Raw genomic sequence first — 15853 nt, forward strand, 5'->3', positions numbered from 1 at the left:
GGTCAAACCCGGCGACAAGGTCGCCGACAAGCCCCCCGAGATGCCGGTCCCGCCGCCGCTTCCCCCGGAGCGGCCGGCCGAGTTGTCGGGCGAGGCGGCGCTCGCCCTCAAGGTCGCGGCGCCCGACGACGCCGCCTGCCGTGTGCGGCTGAAGCGCCTCGGCGCCGCGTTCGAGCCGCTGCCGGCGATCGTCAACGGGCAATGCGGCACGCCGCTGCCGCTGAAGCTGACGGGTCTGACCGACGTGGCGCTGCCGCAGCCGGCGACCCTGACCTGCGCCGCCGCCGAGGCGCTGGCGCGCTGGACGACCGAGGTCCAGGTCGCGGCCGAGCGCGAGCTGAAGCAGCCGCTGGCGGGGATCGCGATCGGCACCTCCTACGAGTGCCGCGGGCAGAACCACGACGTCGAGGCCAAGCTCAGCGAGCATGCCTTCGCCAACGGCGTCGACGTGATGAGCTTCACCTTCGCCGGCCGTCCGGCGATCGCCGTCGGGGCGATGGCCGACGGGTCGGCCGAGGGCCGCTTCCTCGATGCGGCGCGGTCGCGGGCCTGCGGGTTCTTCCGCACGGTGCTCGGCCCCGGCTCCAACGCGGCGCACGCCAACCACTTCCATCTCGACGAGCGCGAGCGGGCGGCCGGGCACCGGCTGTGCCAGTGAGCTGTGCCAGCGGGGCCGTTCGCGAAAACCTGATGCCGCCGTGCCGTTTGGCGCGGAACGCCCACCCGTCGCCGACGCTTGATCGCCCGGGAGCGAACCGGCTCCAGGAGCCTCGACCATGACGTTCGGATTGACGACGCGGACCAGCCTCGCGGTCATCGCCCTGGCCTGCCTTGCCGTCCCCGGCGTCGCGGCGGCCCAGGGTTCGGGCAAGGGGTCGGGCAAGGACGAGCCTGCGCCGCCGAGCGCGCAGGCGATCCGGGACGCGACCTTCGCCGAGCCCGTCAAAGACGGCAAGAAGGGTGCAAGCCAGGACGAGACCAAGAAATCCGCCGCGTCGAAGGCGGACGACCAGCCCGATCCGCTGACGATCAAGGTGCAGGTTCTGCTCGACCGGGCGCGGTTCTTCCCCGGTGCGATCGACGGGCGTGACGGCGAGAACCTGCAAGGCGCGCTCTCGGCCTACGCGGTGGCGCAGGGCCTGCCCGCGACGAAGACGCTGACCAAGGAGGTCTTCGACAAGCTCGCCGGCGCCGGCGGCGACCCGGTGGTGACCGACTACACCATCACCGAGGCGGATGCGGCCGGCCCCTACGTCGAGAAGATCCCGCCCAAGATGGAGGCGCAGGCCGACCTCGAATCGATGGGCTACACCAACCCGCGCGAAATGCTGGCCGAGCGCTTCCACATGAGCCGCGACCTCCTGAGCCAGCTAAACCCGGACAAGCCGCTGGACAAGGCCGGGACGGTGATCCTGGTCGCCGGCGTCCAGCCGATGGGCCTCGACAAGCCCAAGGCCAAGGAGCTGCCGCGGGAGCCGAAGGTCGACCGCGTGGAGGTCGACAAGAGCAGCCGCGACGTGCGTGCCTTCGACAAGGCGGGCAAGCTCCTGGCCTATTACCCCGCCTCGATCGGCAGCGAGGAGAAGCCCGCGCCGAGCGGCGAAACCAAGGTGAAGGGCGTCGCCTTCGACCCGTCCTACACCTACGATCCGAAGTATCGCTTCAAGGGCGTGAAGACCCGCAAGAAGTTCTCGATCCGCCCCGGCCCGAACAACCCCGTCGGCCTGGTCTGGATCGACCTCGCGATCCCCTCCTACGGCATCCACGGCACCCCGGAGCCCGAGAAGGTCGGCAAGACCGAGTCGCACGGCTGCATCCGGCTCACCAACTGGAACGCCCGCGACCTCGCCGCCCACGTCTCGCGCGGGGCGAAGGTGTCGTTCAAGGAGGATTAGCGGTCAGGCGGCCGAGAGGTGATCGAGCTCCGCACCGGTCGAACGGTGCTCGGACGCATCGAGGATCTCGACCGCCACGATCCGTCCGGCCGCATCGAGATCGATGATGAGGCCGGGACGGACTTCCTCGCTCTCGACCACCGGAGCATCCGCGAAGCGGACGTAGAGCGCATCGGTCTCAGCGTCATACCGCGACTTCACGTGGGCGCCTCCGGCTGCGATCGAGGAAAGCGGTGATGATGTGCACCCCGCCCTCCGTGGGGACGGATACCACGCGGAGTATCCGTCCGTCGCGCTCCGGGACCGAGCGATAGGCGCGGATGCGTTCGGGGTGTTTCGGGTCCGGTTCGGCGACCTCCGGCTCCGTCACGGTGCGTTCGATCCACACGCGTTCCAGGGCACGATCCGCCAAGTTGTCGAGGGCGTGCGTTCCGTCGGTGATCCGCACGCGCCCTCCACCCCGCCGCGACGCAGGCAAGCGCCGTCAACGACGGCGCCGTCGAGACGTTATTGCTTTGATCTCATAAAAATTCCTACGGACGCGAGCCCTTGCGTGTCCGAGCGCGCTACCGCCGCAACACGCCCGCGACCGCGACCATCGCCGCATCGCACAGGAAGGCCAAGGCCGCGGTGGCGGCGGCGCCCTGCAGCATCGGCACGGTGTTCTGGTTCTGCAGGCCGGCGACGATCGGCGTGCCGAGCGTCGCGGCGCCCGCCAGCGCGCCGACCGCGGCCACCGCCACCGCGAGGGCGAGGGCCGTGCGCAGGGTCTCGACGATCGCGGGCACGGCCAGCGGCAGCTCGATCCGCGTCAGGGTCTGGCGGGCGGTGAGGCCGAGCGCGGTGGCGGCCTCGCGCGCCTCGGCCGGGACCGCCTCCAGGGCGCCGACCGTGCCGCGAAGCGTCGGCATGATCCCGTAGAACACCAGCGCCAGAAGGGTCGGCGGGCCGCCGAAGCCGAGCACCGGCAGGGCCAGCGCCACGACGACCACCGGCGGCACCGCCTGGGCGGCGGCCGCGAGGGTGTCGACGCCGCCGCGGAGCGAGCCCGCACCGGGCCGGGTCGCGAGGATGCCGAGGCCGATGCCGGCGGTCGCGACCAAGGCGAGGCCGGTCGCGGCGAGGATCAGGTGCTGGAGCGCCAGGGCCGCGAGGTAGCCGGGCGTCAGCGCCCGCCGCGGCACGTCGCCGAGGCCTGCGACGATCGCCGAGGCGATGGCCGGGTGACTGAGGGCCGCGAGCACCAGGCCGGCGACGAGCGCTCCCAGGGCCGGGCGCAGGGCGCGACGGACGTTCATGCCGTCCTCCGCACGCGGTCCTCGACGCGGCTCAAGGCCCGCTCGACGGCCAGAGACAGCACGACGATCGGGATCGCCCCGAGCAGGATCAGGTCCGGGGCGAACTGCGCCATGCCGTCGAAGACGATGCCGCCGAGGCCGCCCGCCCCGACGAGCGCCCCGAGCGTCGCGAGCCCGATCGCCTGGACGCAGGCGACGCGGAGCGCCCCGATCAGGATGCCGGCGCCGATCGGCAGCCGCACCTCGAAGAGGATCTTGCGCGGGGTGAGGCCCAGGGCCTCGGCCGCGTCGAGGGTGGCCGGGTCGGGCGCCGCGAGCGCCAGGGCGAGGCCGCGCCACAGGGGGAGCAGCAGGTAGGCGGCGATGCCGACGAGCGCCGGAGCCGGCCCGAGGGCGCTGAAGCCTGCTTCGCGCAGGGACGGGACCGCCCGCAGCAGGCCCGAGGCCAGCGCGACCAGGGCACCGAGCAGCGCCACCGCCGGCACCACCTGGATGCCGCCGACCAGGATCGCGACGAGGCCCTGCCCGCGCCGCCACAGCGACAGCAGCACGGCGCCGCAGACCGCCATCAGCACCGCGCCGCCGGAAAGCAGCAGGTGCCGCACCAGGGCCCCGCCGACGGCAGGGCCGCGCGCCGCGAACTCGACGGCGAGCGACAGGCTCCCCAGCGCCCCGGCCGCGTAGGCGACGCCGACGAAGGTGAGGACGGCCACCGCCAGCCCCGCGCCGAGCCCGGGGACGGCCATGCGCCCGGACAGGTGGGCGAGCCCGCCCGCGAGCAGCGCCAGCCCCGCCCAGGCGCCGGCGGCGAGGCCGGCGCGGGCGGCCGGCGGCTCGCCCGCGAGAAGGTCTTCGGCGGTGTTGCCGAGCGCCAGAACCAGCAGCGCGAGGGCGAGCGCGAGGAGGGCGGTGGCGGCGCCGAGCCCGACCCGCGTCCGCCCGGCGCGCGCGAGCAGCGCCGCCCCTAGCACCAGCGCCGACACCGCCTCGATCTCCGGCCCGAAGCCGGCCACGATGCCGGCGCCGTCCAGGGCGTAGACCGGCTCGCCGACGACGAGGCGGTTCTTGGCGAGCCGCAGCAGCGGCAGGCCGTAGACCGCACCGAGGAAGGCGATGGCGAACAGCAGCGGCACGAGGCGGGCCATTCGATCGCGGGCGGCGGCCGTCACGTGATGAAGCCGGCGTCGCGCAGGAATGTCCGCGCGACGGCCTCGGCCACCTGTCCCTCGACGGTGATGCGGGCGTTCAGCCGGCGGAGCGTGTCGGCATCCAGGCGCGCGATGACCGGATCGAGCGTGTCGCGGATGCGCGGATGGCTTGCGAGGGTGTCGGCGCGGATCACCGGTGCGACCTCGTAGACGATCTGCGCGCCTTTCGGATCGCTCATCACGACGAGGTCGAGGGCGCCGAGCGCCCCGTCGGTGCCGTAGACCATGCCGGCGTTGACGCCGCTGATGCCCTGCGCCGCCGCCCGCGCCGTCACCGCCGTTTCGCCGCCGGGCAGGCTGACGATGCGGTCCATCGGCAGCGCGAAGCCGTAGGCGGCCTCGAAGGACGGCAGCGCCGCCGGGCTCTCGACGAACTCAGTCGAGGCCGCCAGGCGGATCAGCCCGCGCCGCACGGCCTCTGCGAAGTCCGCCATGGTGGCCAGCCCCTCCTTGCGGGCGAGGCTGCCGCGCACCGCGATCAGCCAGGTGTTGTTGGCCGGCGCCCGCCCGAGCCAGACGAGGCCTTTGGCCCGATCGGCGGCGGCGATTGCAGCGTAGGCGCTGTCGGGCCGCTTCCAGGCCGGGTCGGCCTCGGTGCCGGTGAAGAAGGCGCCGTTGCCGGTGTATTCGGGATAGAGGTCCACGTCGCCCGACATCAGCGCCGTGCGGACGATCAGCGTCGGCCCGAGGCCGAGGCGGCGTTGCACCGGGATGCCGAGATCCTCCAGGCACAGGGCGATCATGCTGCCGACGAGCGTGCCCTCGGTGTCGCTCTTCGAGGCGACCACCACCGGTCCGCGCGCTCGCGCCGGCGCCGCGGCGAGGCAGGCGCCGAGGCCGGCCAGCACCGCGCGGCGATCGCAGGCAGGGACACATCGACCCATCGCAGGAATAGATCCGCCCCCCTCGAGAAAAAATCCGGCCCGACGCGGGTTTGCCTCGGCGCGGGCCGGCCACACCCTATCGCGAAATGTATCGCCGTGTAACATTGGTCGGCGAACGGCCCGCGCCGGACGCTTGACACAAAACGCGTTCCGGGCGACCCCTCAGCCCCCCGGCGTACCCGCTTGGTTCTTCTGGCGCGACGATCGGATCCGACCAGCCATCATGGCGACGTCCCGCTGAAGCGGGGCGGATCGACTAAGGAAGACACCTCGGCGTGAGCGCGGAACCGAACGACGACGTTCTCCAGGGTAAGCGCGTGCTCGTCGTCGAAGACGAAGCCGCGATCTCGATGCTGCTCGAAGACATGCTGCTCGATTTCGGCTGTACCGTGGTCGGCCCCGCCGCGCGTCTCTCGACCGCCCTCGAGATGGCCGAGGGCGAGACCTTCGAGGTCGCGATCCTCGACGTCAACGTCGCGGGCGAGCCGATCTACCCCGTCGCCGAGGCGATCGCGAAGCGCGACCTGCCTCTGATCTTCTCCACCGGCTACGGCGGCGCCGGCATCCGCGAGCCGTTCCGCGACCGGCCGGTGGTGCAGAAGCCCTTCAGCCAAGCCGACCTCAAGCGCACGCTCATCGGCGCGATCAGCGCCGCGCGCGGCTGACGCGACCCTCCTACAAGCCTTCGATCGGGAACGCGTCGACGAGGTGGACCGGCCAGCCGCGGCCGCCGATGAACACCGCGTCGGCCCTGAGCGTCAGCGCCGCAGCGAACGGGTTGCGAGAGACCCAGGCCCGCACCGCGCGTGAGAAGCGCTGCCGCTTGACCCGGCCGATCGCGCCCTGCGCCTCCACGAGGGTCGCCCGCGCCTTCACCTCGACGAAGGCGATGGTGTCGCCGCGCCGCACGATCAGGTCGATCTCGCCGCCGGCCGCGGCGACCCGCATCGCCAGCGGGCGATAGCCCTTCAGCATCAACGCGGCGAGCGCGAGCCATTCGGCCCGGCGCCCGCGCCGCTCCGTCGCCGCCCGCCGGCGCGTGGCCTCAGGCGTCCGCATCGGTCTTGCGTGCCAGCACCAGCGCCCGGTTGTAGACCGCGCGGCGCGGCTGCCCGGTTTCGTCGGCGACGAGGCTCGCGGCATCCTTGATCGAGTGGCGCGCGAGCGCTGCGAGCAGGGCCGCGTCGAGGCCGGCGTCGGCCTCCTCCGGGCTCGCTTCGTCGGCTGCGGTGCCGATCACCACCACCACCTCGCCCTTGGGCGCGCCCTCCTCCGCGAAAGTGTCGGCGAGGCTGCCCAGCGTGCCGCGGCGGATCGTCTCGAACATCTTGGTCAGCTCGCGCGCCACCGCGGCCGGGCGGGTGCCGCCGAGGACCGAGGCCGCGTCGGCCAGCATCTCCGGCAGGCGGTGGGGCGACTCGAACAGCACCAGCGTGCCGGGGACGCCTGCGAGCGCGGAGAGCCGGTTGCGGCGCGCGCCGGCCTTCTGCGGCAGGAACCCCTCGAAGAAGAACCGGTCGGTCGGCAGGCCGGCGGCGACGATCGCCGTCATCACCGCCGATGGGCCGGGGATCGGGATGATCGCGATCCCCGCCTCGATCGCCGCCTGGACCAGCTTGAACCCGGGGTCGGAGACCAGCGGCGTGCCGGCGTCCGACACCAGCGCCAGCGCCTCGCCGTCCAGCATCCGCCGCACCATCCGCTCGCGGACGGCGGCGTTCGAATGCTCGTGGTAGGCGACCAGCGGGGTGGTGATGCCGTAATGCATCAGCAGCGTGCGGGTGACGCGGGTGTCCTCGGCCAGCACCGCGTCGGCGGCGGCGAGCGTCGCGAGCGCCCGGATGGTCACGTCGCGCAGGTTGCCGATCGGCGTCGCCACCACGTGGAGGCCCGGCGTCAGCGGCTCGGCCTCGGTGGCGAGCCCGAAGGCGGTGAAGGTCGCGGGCTTGGCGGTTGAACCGCCCGGCGGGTCCTTGCGGACGGGGCGGCGTGCGGGCTCGATTCTCTGTGTCATCGCGGCGACCTTGCCACGGCGCGGGCCCGAGCGGAATTTGAACCGCGCCCGTTTCGACATCGGATGTGTCGGACACGCGTCCGCGAGGCCGGCGCGTTTACTTTTCGGGCGCACACTCTAAGCCTGTGCGACGATGTGTTCGTGCCGGATCTTGCGTGAAGGACGTTTCGCGATGGCGCGACATCTCTCGCCCCGCGCCTTCGGGACAAGGGCCGCCCTCGCCCTGGTCCTCGCGCTCGCCGGGTGCGTCGGCGGGCCGGATGAGCCGCGCACTGTGCGCTCTGCCGCGCCGCCGCCGCGCGCCGAGCTTGCCCAGGACCTCGCCCCGAATCTCGCTCCGAATCTCGCTCCGCCCGCAGATGCCGTCCCGGGGCTGACGCCGGCCGCGGCCTCTGCTCCGGGCCGGATCGGCAAGGGGTCGGTCAAGGTCGCCCTGGTGGTGCCGCTGTCGGGTCAGGGCGCCAGCCTCGGCGCGGCGATGCGCAACGCCGCCGAGCTGGCGATGGAGGAGTACCAGCAGCCCGACCTCCAGATCCTGGTGCGCGACGACCGCGGCGCGCCGGACGGCGCCCGCGAGGCGGCGAGCGGCGCCATCGCCGAGGGCGCCGAGCTGGTGCTCGGCCCGCTCTTCGCCGCCAACGTCTCGGCCGCCTCCGTGCCGGCGCGGGCCGCGGGCAAGCCGGTGATCGCGTTCTCGACCGATGCGAGCGTGGCCGCCCCCGGCACCTACCTCCTGAGCTTCCTGCCCCAGGCGGAGGTCGACCGGATCGTCGAGGAATCGGTGTCGGGCGGGCGCCGGTCCTTCGCCGCGCTGATCCCCGAGAACGCCTACGGCAACGCCGTCGAGGCGCAGTTCCGCGAGGCGGTGGCGCGCAAGGGCGCCCGCCTCGTCGGCATCGAGCGCTACGTCCCCGGCGCGTCGGAGCCGGCGATCGCCCGCCTCGGCGGCCTGATCACCGGGGCCGGCGCGCAGGCCGACACCCTGTTCCTGCCCGAGACCGCCGAGGGGCTGCCGGCGGTGGCGGCCGCGCTCACCAAGGCGGGCTTCGCGCCGTCGCGTATCCGGCCGATCGGCACGGCGGTGTGGAACGAGCCGCGGCTCTTCGCCCTGCCGGCGCTGCAGGGGGGGCGGTTCGCCGCGCCGGACGCCGGCGGCTTCGGCAACTTCGCCGGGCGCTACCAGGCGCGGTTCGGCACCAGCCCGCCGCGGGTCGCCTCGCTCGCCTACGACGCGGTCTCGCTCACGGCGGCGCTCGCGCGGCAATACGGAACCCAGCGCTTCGCCGACGCGACGCTGACGAAGAGCGCCGGGTTCTCGGGCATCGACGGCACCTTCCGCTTCCGCCCGGACGGGCTCAGCGACCGCGCGCTCGCCGTCTACGAGATCCGCAACAACTCGGCGAGCGTCGTCAGCCCCGCCCCCCGGGCGCTGGCCAAGCCCGGAACCTGAACCCGCCGCCCCCGCTCAGCCATGGCCGATCATCGCCGCGCCTGCCGCGATGACGAGGCAGGCGGCGATGCGGCCGGCGGTGAGGCGTTCCTTCAGGACGAAGCGGCCGAGAAGCGCGGCGAAGACGACGCTGGTCTCGCGCAGCGCCGAGACCGGCCCCATCGCCCCGAGCCGCATCGCCCAGATCACCGCGGCATAGGCTAGCAGCGAGGCGGCGCCGCCCCCGACGGCGCGGGCTAGCGCGGCCGGCGTCCCGCCGAGCGCCGCGGGTCCGCGCGTCAGCAGGAGCCAGAGCGGAAAGGCGAGGTGAAAGGTGAACATCGCCGCCGTGTAGGCGACCCAGTCGCCCGACAGCCGCACGCCGATGCCGTCGATCAGCGTGTAGGCGGCGATCGTCGCGGCGGTGCCCAGCGCCGCGAGCACGGTGCCCCGCGACAGCCCGGCCTTACCCAGCGACAGCGACAGGATCCCGCCGCTCACCAGCGCGATCCCGACGGCGCCGACGGTGCCGGGCACCTCGGAGGCGAAGACGCCCGCGCCGAGGGCGACCAGGGCCGGCGAGGCGCCGCGGGCGATCGGATAGGTCTGGCCGAGGTCGCCGGTGCGGTAGGTGACGATCAGCAGCGCGTTGTAGGCGATGTGGATCAGCCCCGAGGCGACGGCGTAGGGCCAGCTCGCCGCGGCCGGCAACCCGACCGCGAGCGCCACGGCGAGCCCGAGCCCGCCGACCGCGAGGTTCATCACGCTCATGGTCCAGAGGCGGTCGGCGCCCCCGCGCAGCAGCGTGTTCCAGCCCGCATGCAGCAAAGCCGCGAAGAGGACGAGGGCGACGACGGCCGGCGTCATCGCGGGCTCATGGCTTGTGGATCATCTTGCACGAGGGCGATCGAACTCACGCGGCCAGGCTCGCCACCACGGCGTTCAGCACCGGGGCGCCCCGCGCGGTCGCGGCGATGCGGCCGTCGGGCAGGCGGGCGACCAGGCCGTCTCCGACGAGGGCGTCGATGCGCGCTCCGTCGAGCGGCCGGCCCTTCAGCGCCGCGTAGCGCGCGGGGTCTATGCCCTCCGACAGGCGCAGGCCCATCATCAGGAACTCGTCGCCCTGGTCGGCGCCCGCGATGGTCTCGGTCTCGGAGATGCCGTGGCCGTCGCGCTCGACCCGGGCGAGCCAGGCCTCCGGCGCCTTCTCGGTGACGGTGCCGAGGCGGCCCGCCTCCGTGACCAGGCGGCCATGCGCGCCGGGGCCGATGCCGGCATACTCGCCGTAGCGCCAGTAGAGCAGGTTGTGGCGCGACTGCGCGCCGGGGCGCGCATGGTTCGAGATCTCGTAGGCCGGAAGCCCGGCCCGGTCGCAAACCTCCTGGGTCACGTCGTAGAGGGTGCGGGCCGCCTCGTCGTCGGGCGGCACGAGCCGGCCCGCGGCGGCGAGGCCGTAGAACGGCGTCCCCGGCTCGATGGTGAGCTGGTAGAGCGAGAGGTGCTCGGCCGCCCGGCCGATCGCCTGGGTGAGTTCCCGCCGCCAGGCCTCGGCGGTCTGGTTCGGGCGGGCGTAGATCAGGTCGAACGAGCTGCGGTCGAAGGCGCCCTGCGCGACCCGGATCGCGGCGAACGCCTCCTCGGCGCTGTGCAGCCGCCCGAGGCTCTTGAGGGAGGCGTCGTCGAAGGCCTGGACGCCCAGCGAGACGCGGTTGACCCCAGCCGTGCGGTAACCCCGGAACCGCCCGGCCTCGACGCTGGTCGGGTTGGCCTCCAGCGTGATCTCGGCGTCGGGCGCGACGCCCCAGGCCTCGCCCACCGCGTCGAGGATGCCGGCGACGGTGCCGGGCTGCATCAGCGAGGGCGTGCCGCCGCCGAGGAAGACGCTCGACACGGTGCGGCCGGGCGTGCGGGCGGCCACGTGCGCGATCTCGGCGCGGAAGGCCGCGAGGTAGCGCACTTCGTCCACCGGCGCGTGGCGCACGTGGCTGTTGAAGTCGCAATACGGGCACTTCGAAGCGCAGAAGGGCCAATGCACGTAGACGCCGAAGCCCGCGTCGCGGGTCGGGTGGTCCGGGCCTGAACGGTCGATCATCGCACGCGATGTGCTCGCGTGCGCGCCGTTTGGCAATCGTGCGATGGGTTCAGGTCGGGCGACGCAGGCATGCGGCGGCGAGCGCCACGAAGGCGCGCGCCCGGTGAGAGAGGGCGTTGCCGGTCTGCCAGTCGACCCCGTGCTTCTCCTCCGACGAGATTTCGCCGAAGGTTCGGTTAGAGCCGTCCGGCCGGAACATCGGGTCGTAGCCGAAGCCGGCGGTGCCGCGGGGCTCGACGAGGTCGCCGAAGACGCGGCCCTCGAACAGCTCGACATGGCCGTCGGGCCAGGCCAGCACCAGCGCCGAGACGAAGTGCGCGCGCCGGTCGGTCGCCCCGCGCAGGGCGAGTTCCGCGGCGATCCGCGCCATCGCGCCGGCGAAATCCTTGGACGGGCCGGCCCAGCGGGCGGAGAACAGGCCGGGCGCCCCGTCGAGGGCGGCGACGCACAGGCCCGAATCGTCGGCGAAGGCCGGCAGGCCGGTGGCCTCGGCGGCGGCGATCGCCTTGATTGCCGCGTTCTCGGAGAACATCGTGCCGGTCTCGTCCGGCTCGGCGAGCCCGAGTTCGCCCGCCGAGACCGCCTCGACGCCGAACGGCGCCAGCAGCTCGCGCATCTCGACCAGCTTGCCGGCATTGTGGGTCGCGATGACGACCTTGCCCGTGAGGATGCGGTGGCTCATGCGATCGCCTGCTTCTGGAGGGCGACGAGGTCGGCGACGCCGCCCTTGGCGAGCCGCAGCAGTTCGAGCAGCTCGGCTTCCGAGAACGGCTTCCCCTCGGCGGTGCCCTGCACCTCGACGAGGCCGCCGGTGCCGGTGATGACGAAGTTGGCGTCGGTCTCGGCGCCCGAATCCTCGGCGTAGTCGAGGTCGAGCACGGCCGCGCCCTTGACGATGCCGCAGGACACCGCGGCGACGTGGTCGCGCAGCGGGTCGACCGAGATCATCGAGCGGGCGCGCATCCAGGCGAAGCACTCGTGCAGCGCGACCCAGGCGCCGGTGATCGCCGCGGTGCGGGTGCCGCCGTCGGCCTGGATCACGTCGCAGTCGACGGTGATCTGCTTCTCGCCCATGGCCGGCAGGTTGGTGACGGCGCGCAAGGATCGCCCGATCAGCCGCTGGATCTCCTGCGTCCGCCCCGAGGGCTTGCCGGAATTGATCTCGCGGCGGGTGCGCTCGTGCGTCGCGCGCGGCAGCATCGAATACTCGGCCGTCACCCAGCCCTTGCCGGAGCCGCGCAGCCAGTGCGGCCCGCGCTCTTCGAGGGAGGCGGTGCACAGCACCTTGGTCTCGCCGAAGGTCACGAGGCAGGAGCCTTCCGCGTAGCGGGCGACCGACCGTTCCAGCGTGACCGTGCGCAACTCGTCGGCCGCGCGCTTCGAGGGCCGCATGCGGCGTTCTCCCGGTTCGAAATTCCGAGCCGGGTGCTTAGGCTGCGTCGCCTCGGGCGGCAACCCGACGCGCCGCAACGTCATCGCATCGCCGACGGATTGATCCGCGGGCTTCGCCGGGACACAATCGCCGGGCAGGAACCGCGCGTGACCGAGTTTTCGAGATCCATTTCCCAACCTCCGCAGGTGCAGGCGCTCGCCGCGCTGAACGAGCGCGCCCGCGAGATCTTCCGACAGATCGTCGAGGGATACCTGTCCACCGGCGAGCCGATGGGATCGCGCAACCTCGCACGCATCCTGCCGATGGCCCTGTCGCCGGCCTCGATCCGCAACGTGATGTCCGACCTGGAGCAGGCCGGGCTGATCTTCGCCCCGCACACCTCCGCCGGGCGCCTGCCGACGGAGCTGGGCCTGCGCTTCTTCGTCGACGCGATGCTGGAGCTCGGCGACGTCGGGCGCGAGGAGCAGGAGCGGATCGAGGCGCAGATGCGCGCCGCCGCCTCCGGCCACACCTTCGCGTCGGTGCTGGCCGAGGCGTCGAGCCTGCTCTCGGGCGTCTCGCGCGGCGCCGGCGTGGTGCTGACGACCAAGACCAACGTGCAGCTCAAGCACATCGAGTTCGTGCGGCTCGACCCGGCCCGCGCCCTGGTGGTGCTCGTCTCCGACGACGGCTCGGTGGAGAACCGCCTGCTCGACCTGCCGCCGGGCCTGCCCGCAAGCGCGCTGCAGGAGGCTTCGAACTACCTCAATGCCCGGTTGCACGGCCGCACCCTCGGGGGCCTGCGCGCCGAGATCGAAGCGGGCCGGCAGGCGATGAAGCGCGAGCTCGACGCCATCACCGAGCGGCTGGTCGACGCCGGGCTTGCCGTCTCGGTCGGGCCCACCGAGGCACGCCAGCTGATCGTGCGCGGCCAGGCCAACCTGCTCGACGACCTGCGCGCGATCGAGGATCTGGAGCGGATGCGGCTGCTGTTCTCGGACCTCGAGACGCAGAAGGACGTGATCGACCTGCTCGCCCGCGCCGAGGGCGGCGACGGGGTACGGATCTTCATCGGCTCGGAGAACAAGCTGTTTTCGCTCTCCGGCTCCTCGCTGATCGCCGCCCCGTTCCGCGACGGTTCGCAGACGATCGTCGGCGTGGTCGGCGTCATCGGCCCGACCCGGCTCAACTACGCCCGCATCGTCCCGATGGTGGACTACACCGCGCGGGTGGTCTCGCGGATGATGGACCGCGGGACGTAACTTTTCGCCAGGCAGGTAACGTGCGGTCGTCGGCGTGCTCGATCGATCGCGGGGTCCTTCTCCCAGTGGGAGAAGGACAGGATGAGGGGCGTGACCTCTCCGGAGATGTCACACCCCTCACCCCAACCCTCTCCCTATGGGAGAGGGGGCAGGCGGCGCTTCTTTCGGCCTCAGCCGCGGATCACGTCCACGATCTGGTAGGTGTCCGGATCGACGATGACGATGTCGTCGTCCACGAGGACGTAGCTGTAATCCTCGTATTCCGGGGCCAGCTCGACGATCGCCGGCGGGAGCCGGTGCAGTTCGTAGCTGCGAGCGATGGCCGTTCCGACCGTGAGCGCGAAGGCGCCGGCCGCCAGCCGCGGCACGCCGCTGCGGAACAGGTCCTGGCGGAACCGGGTGCGCTCGGCGCCGCCGAGACGCCCGTAGGCGCCTCGGGCCTCGCCGCCGCCACGCGGACCGCGGGCGCCGCGATCGGGACGTCCGTCACGCTCGCCGCGAGCGCCCGGTCCGTCGCGGTCGCCACGTCCATCGCGGGCTCCGGGGCCGTCACGATCACCCCGGCCGTCACGGGCGCCAGGACCGTCGCGGTCGCCACGTCCTTCGCGCGCGCCATCGCGGTCACCGCGCGCGCCCGCCTTGTCGTCGCGCGCGCCGGGCTTGCCGCCCGGACCGTCCTCGCGCATCGCACCGCCGGGGCCGCCCTGGCCGAAGGCCGTCGCCGTGCCCAGCACCAGGACCGCGGCCGTCACCGTTCCGCGAAAGATCTTGTTCATGGCGTTCGAATCCGTCCCATTCTTGATGAAAGGCCGCGTCCTTCGCCGACCGGCGACGTCACCGGCCCGAAACGGCACAGTGCCGGAAAGCGTTCCGTCGTGCCGCGCCGCCCGAGCGAGGGTGCGAGACGCCGTCGCGAGACGCGTGTGACGGCGGCGGTGGGCCGTCCCGCCCGAAGGGTTTCGCACCCTAGGCGGCTCCCCTCCCCGCCTGTAACTTCGCCGGTATCAAGAATGCGCCGTCCCAAGGACGGAGACAGGGAGCCAGCATGTCCGACTCGATCGGGATCGCGCCATCCGCCGAAGACGTGGCGGCCGACCGCCGCCGCCGCATCAAGGCGATCGTCGCGTCGTCTTCGGGTAACTTGGTCGAGTGGTACGACTTCTACTGCTACGCCTTCTTCGCGATCTACTTCGCCTCGTCGTTCTTCCCGAAGGGCGACTCCACCAGCCAGCTACTGCAAACCGCCGGCATCTTCGCCGTGGGATTCTTCATGCGGCCGATCGGCGGCTGGCTGTTCGGGCGCATCGCCGACCGCGTCGGGCGCCGCACCTCGATGGTCATCTCCGTGATGATGATGTGCGTCGGCTCGCTGTTCATCGGCCTGCTGCCGACCTACGAGACCGTCGGCGCCGCCGCCCCCGTCCTGCTGCTGCTGGCGCGCATGCTCCAGGGCCTCTCGGTCGGCGGCGAGTACGGCACCAGCGCCACCTACATGAGCGAGGTCGCGCTCAAGGGTCAGCGCGGCTTCTTCGCCTCGTTCCAATACGTGACGCTGATCGGCGGTCAGCTGCTCGCCTCGCTGGTGCTGATCGTGCTGCAGTTCGCGATGACCGAGGCCCAGCTCCACAGCTACGGCTGGCGGATCCCGTTCTTCATCGGCGCAGGTGCGGCCGTCGTCGCGCTGTATCTGCGCCGCTCGCTCGCCGAGACCGCGGGCTCCGACAAGGAGAACGCCGGCACCTTCTCCGAGCTCGCCAAGCATTGGCGCGCGTTCTGCGTGGTGCTGGCCTACACGGCTGGTGGTTCTTTGGTGTTCTACACCTTCACCACGTACATGCAGAAGTACCTCGTCAACACCGCGCACTTCGACAAGGGCACCGCCTCGCGCACGATGACCGCGGTGCTGCTGGTCTACATGCTGGTGCAGCCGGCCTTCGGCGCGCTGTCCGACAGGATCGGGCGCAAGGCCAACATGCTGCTCTACAGCGGCCTCGGCACGCTGATGGTGGTGCCGCTGATGACGGCGATCGGCGCGACGCAGGACCCCTACGTCGCCTTCGGCCTGATCACCCTCGGGCTTCTGGCGGTGAGCTTCTACACGGGCATCAGCGGCATCGTGAAGGCGGAGCTGTTCCCGACCAAGGTCCGCGCGCTCGGCGTCGGCCTGTCCTACGCGCTGGCCAACGCCACCTTCGGCGGCACCGCCGAATACGTGGCGTTGTGGTTCAAGGAGGCGGGGATGGAATCGAGCTTCTTCTGGTACGTCACCATCCTGCTGGCCATCGCCTTCGTCGCCTCGCTGATCATGCCGAACCCGAAGGTCCACGGCTATCTCGACGGCGACGGCACGGTGGAGGAGGCGCTGGGCGCCAAGGGCCGGCTGGCGCGGGCGTAGCAGG

Annotated in this window: 18 protein-coding genes; 6 read left to right on the forward strand and 12 right to left on the reverse strand. The window is 72.4% G+C overall.

Annotated elements, in window-relative coordinates; all coding sequences use genetic code 11:
- Window positions 1-658, forward strand: a 658-nt coding sequence (locus tag FV234_RS18960; protein ID WP_147830995.1) for an extensin family protein, incomplete at its 5' end; no start/stop codon positions are given.
- Between the two features lie 118 nt (window positions 659-776).
- The gene (locus tag FV234_RS18965; RefSeq protein ID WP_147830997.1) at window positions 777-1895 is read left to right on the forward strand and encodes a L,D-transpeptidase; all 1119 of its coding nucleotides are present in this window, start codon (window positions 777-779) and stop codon (window positions 1893-1895) included.
- 3 nt (window positions 1896-1898) lie between these two features.
- Here FV234_RS18965 and FV234_RS18970 read toward each other — a convergent pair whose 3' ends face one another.
- The 5 genes from FV234_RS18970 to FV234_RS18990 all read right to left on the reverse strand — a co-directional run bounded on the left by FV234_RS18970 (window position 1899) and on the right by FV234_RS18990 (window position 5285).
- Window positions 1899-2096 (reverse strand): DUF2283 domain-containing protein, encoded by a 198-nt coding sequence (locus tag FV234_RS18970; RefSeq protein ID WP_147750744.1) that lies wholly within the window; start codon window positions 2094-2096, stop codon window positions 1899-1901.
- Window positions 2080-2343: a DUF4258 domain-containing protein gene (locus FV234_RS18975; RefSeq protein WP_147830999.1), complete on the reverse strand. Its 264-nt coding sequence runs from the start codon at window positions 2341-2343 to the stop codon at window positions 2080-2082. Before FV234_RS18975 ends, FV234_RS18970 begins: the two co-directional genes overlap by 17 nt.
- A gap of 118 nt (window positions 2344-2461) precedes the next feature.
- Window positions 2462-3193 carry an ABC transporter permease subunit gene (locus tag FV234_RS18980; RefSeq protein WP_147831001.1) on the reverse strand — a complete coding sequence of 244 codons (732 nt, stop codon included), beginning with the start codon at window positions 3191-3193 and terminating at the stop codon, window positions 2462-2464.
- Window positions 3190-4338 (reverse strand): ABC transporter permease subunit, encoded by a 1149-nt coding sequence (locus FV234_RS18985; protein WP_147831003.1) that lies wholly within the window; start codon window positions 4336-4338, stop codon window positions 3190-3192. Before FV234_RS18985 ends, FV234_RS18980 begins: the two co-directional genes overlap by 4 nt.
- A 20-nt stretch (window positions 4339-4358) precedes the next feature.
- A complete protein-coding gene (locus FV234_RS18990; protein WP_147831005.1) occupies window positions 4359-5285 on the reverse strand; it encodes a glycine betaine ABC transporter substrate-binding protein in 927 nt (308 codons plus the stop codon).
- Between the two features lie 275 nt (window positions 5286-5560).
- Here FV234_RS18990 and FV234_RS18995 point away from each other — a divergent pair, with 275 nt between their 5' ends.
- Window positions 5561-5950, forward strand: coding sequence for a response regulator (locus FV234_RS18995; RefSeq protein ID WP_147754668.1), 390 nt, complete (start codon window positions 5561-5563; stop codon window positions 5948-5950).
- A gap of 10 nt (window positions 5951-5960) precedes the next feature.
- On the opposite strand, the gene FV234_RS19000 is transcribed toward FV234_RS18995, so the two are convergent.
- Both FV234_RS19000 and rsmI read right to left on the reverse strand, forming a co-directional pair.
- On the reverse strand, window positions 5961-6344 hold the full coding sequence (locus tag FV234_RS19000; protein WP_238272886.1) for a YraN family protein: 384 nt from the start codon (window positions 6342-6344) through the stop codon (window positions 5961-5963).
- On the reverse strand, window positions 6331-7299 hold the full coding sequence (gene rsmI, locus FV234_RS19005; RefSeq protein ID WP_147831009.1) for a 16S rRNA (cytidine(1402)-2'-O)-methyltransferase: 969 nt from the start codon (window positions 7297-7299) through the stop codon (window positions 6331-6333). The genes FV234_RS19000 and rsmI overlap by 14 nt, the downstream gene beginning before the upstream one ends.
- A gap of 172 nt (window positions 7300-7471) precedes the next feature.
- Between rsmI and FV234_RS19010 the strand changes: the two genes are divergently transcribed.
- Entirely contained in the window at window positions 7472-8749 is a 1278-nt protein-coding gene (locus tag FV234_RS19010) for a penicillin-binding protein activator (protein WP_147831012.1), read from the forward strand.
- A 15-nt stretch (window positions 8750-8764) separates the two neighbouring features.
- On the opposite strand, the gene FV234_RS19015 is transcribed toward FV234_RS19010, so the two are convergent.
- The 4 genes from FV234_RS19015 to rph are packed head-to-tail and all read right to left on the reverse strand — an operon-like array spanning window position 8765 to window position 12212.
- Window positions 8765-9595 (reverse strand): DMT family transporter, encoded by an 831-nt coding sequence (locus tag FV234_RS19015; RefSeq protein ID WP_147831014.1) that lies wholly within the window; start codon window positions 9593-9595, stop codon window positions 8765-8767.
- 46 nt (window positions 9596-9641) lie between these two features.
- Window positions 9642-10820, reverse strand: coding sequence for a radical SAM family heme chaperone HemW (hemW, locus tag FV234_RS19020; protein WP_147831016.1), 1179 nt, complete (start codon window positions 10818-10820; stop codon window positions 9642-9644).
- 49 nt (window positions 10821-10869) lie between these two features.
- A complete protein-coding gene (gene rdgB / locus FV234_RS19025; RefSeq protein WP_147831018.1) occupies window positions 10870-11502 on the reverse strand; it encodes an RdgB/HAM1 family non-canonical purine NTP pyrophosphatase in 633 nt (210 codons plus the stop codon).
- Window positions 11499-12212, reverse strand: coding sequence for a ribonuclease PH (gene rph, locus FV234_RS19030; protein ID WP_147754543.1), 714 nt, complete (start codon window positions 12210-12212; stop codon window positions 11499-11501). The genes rdgB and rph overlap by 4 nt, the downstream gene beginning before the upstream one ends.
- A 147-nt stretch (window positions 12213-12359) precedes the next feature.
- Here rph and hrcA point away from each other — a divergent pair, with 147 nt between their 5' ends.
- Window positions 12360-13454 (forward strand): heat-inducible transcriptional repressor HrcA, encoded by a 1095-nt coding sequence (hrcA, locus tag FV234_RS19035; RefSeq protein WP_147754542.1) that lies wholly within the window; start codon window positions 12360-12362, stop codon window positions 13452-13454.
- A 170-nt stretch (window positions 13455-13624) separates the two neighbouring features.
- On the opposite strand, the gene FV234_RS19040 is transcribed toward hrcA, so the two are convergent.
- Complete coding sequence (locus FV234_RS19040) at window positions 13625-14230, reverse strand: DUF1236 domain-containing protein (RefSeq protein ID WP_147831020.1); 606 nt, start codon at window positions 14228-14230, stop codon at window positions 13625-13627.
- Window positions 14231-14499: 269 nt separating this feature from the next.
- Between FV234_RS19040 and FV234_RS19045 the strand changes: the two genes are divergently transcribed.
- Window positions 14500-15849: an MFS family transporter gene (locus FV234_RS19045; protein ID WP_147831021.1), complete on the forward strand. Its 1350-nt coding sequence runs from the start codon at window positions 14500-14502 to the stop codon at window positions 15847-15849.
- The last annotated feature ends 4 nt before the right edge of the window (window positions 15850-15853 follow it).

The sequence above is a fragment of the Methylobacterium sp. WL8 genome, assembly GCF_008040045.1.
GTDB classification, from domain to species: domain Bacteria; phylum Pseudomonadota; class Alphaproteobacteria; order Rhizobiales; family Beijerinckiaceae; genus Methylobacterium; species Methylobacterium cerastii.

Coding starts and splice junctions, on each gene's coding strand:
- FV234_RS18965 (WP_147830997.1), top strand. CDS start 777: ATGACGTTCGGATTGACGACGCGGACCAGCCTCGCGGTCATCGCCCTG.
- FV234_RS18980 (WP_147831001.1), bottom strand. CDS start 3,193: ATGAACGTCCGTCGCGCCCTGCGCCCGGCCCTGGGAGCGCTCGTCGCC.
- FV234_RS18985 (WP_147831003.1), bottom strand. CDS start 4,338: ATGGCCCGCCTCGTGCCGCTGCTGTTCGCCATCGCCTTCCTCGGTGCG.
- FV234_RS18990 (WP_147831005.1), bottom strand. CDS start 5,285: ATGGGTCGATGTGTCCCTGCCTGCGATCGCCGCGCGGTGCTGGCCGGC.
- FV234_RS19000 (WP_238272886.1), bottom strand. CDS start 6,344: ATGCGGACGCCTGAGGCCACGCGCCGGCGGGCGGCGACGGAGCGGCGC.
- rsmI (WP_147831009.1), bottom strand. CDS start 7,299: ATGACACAGAGAATCGAGCCCGCACGCCGCCCCGTCCGCAAGGACCCG.
- FV234_RS19010 (WP_147831012.1), top strand. CDS start 7,472: ATGGCGCGACATCTCTCGCCCCGCGCCTTCGGGACAAGGGCCGCCCTC.
- FV234_RS19015 (WP_147831014.1), bottom strand. CDS start 9,595: ATGACGCCGGCCGTCGTCGCCCTCGTCCTCTTCGCGGCTTTGCTGCAT.
- hemW (WP_147831016.1), bottom strand. CDS start 10,820: ATGATCGACCGTTCAGGCCCGGACCACCCGACCCGCGACGCGGGCTTC.
- rdgB (WP_147831018.1), bottom strand. CDS start 11,502: ATGAGCCACCGCATCCTCACGGGCAAGGTCGTCATCGCGACCCACAAT.
- rph (WP_147754543.1), bottom strand. CDS start 12,212: ATGCGGCCCTCGAAGCGCGCGGCCGACGAGTTGCGCACGGTCACGCTG.
- FV234_RS19040 (WP_147831020.1), bottom strand. CDS start 14,230: ATGAACAAGATCTTTCGCGGAACGGTGACGGCCGCGGTCCTGGTGCTG.
- FV234_RS19045 (WP_147831021.1), top strand. CDS start 14,500: ATGTCCGACTCGATCGGGATCGCGCCATCCGCCGAAGACGTGGCGGCC.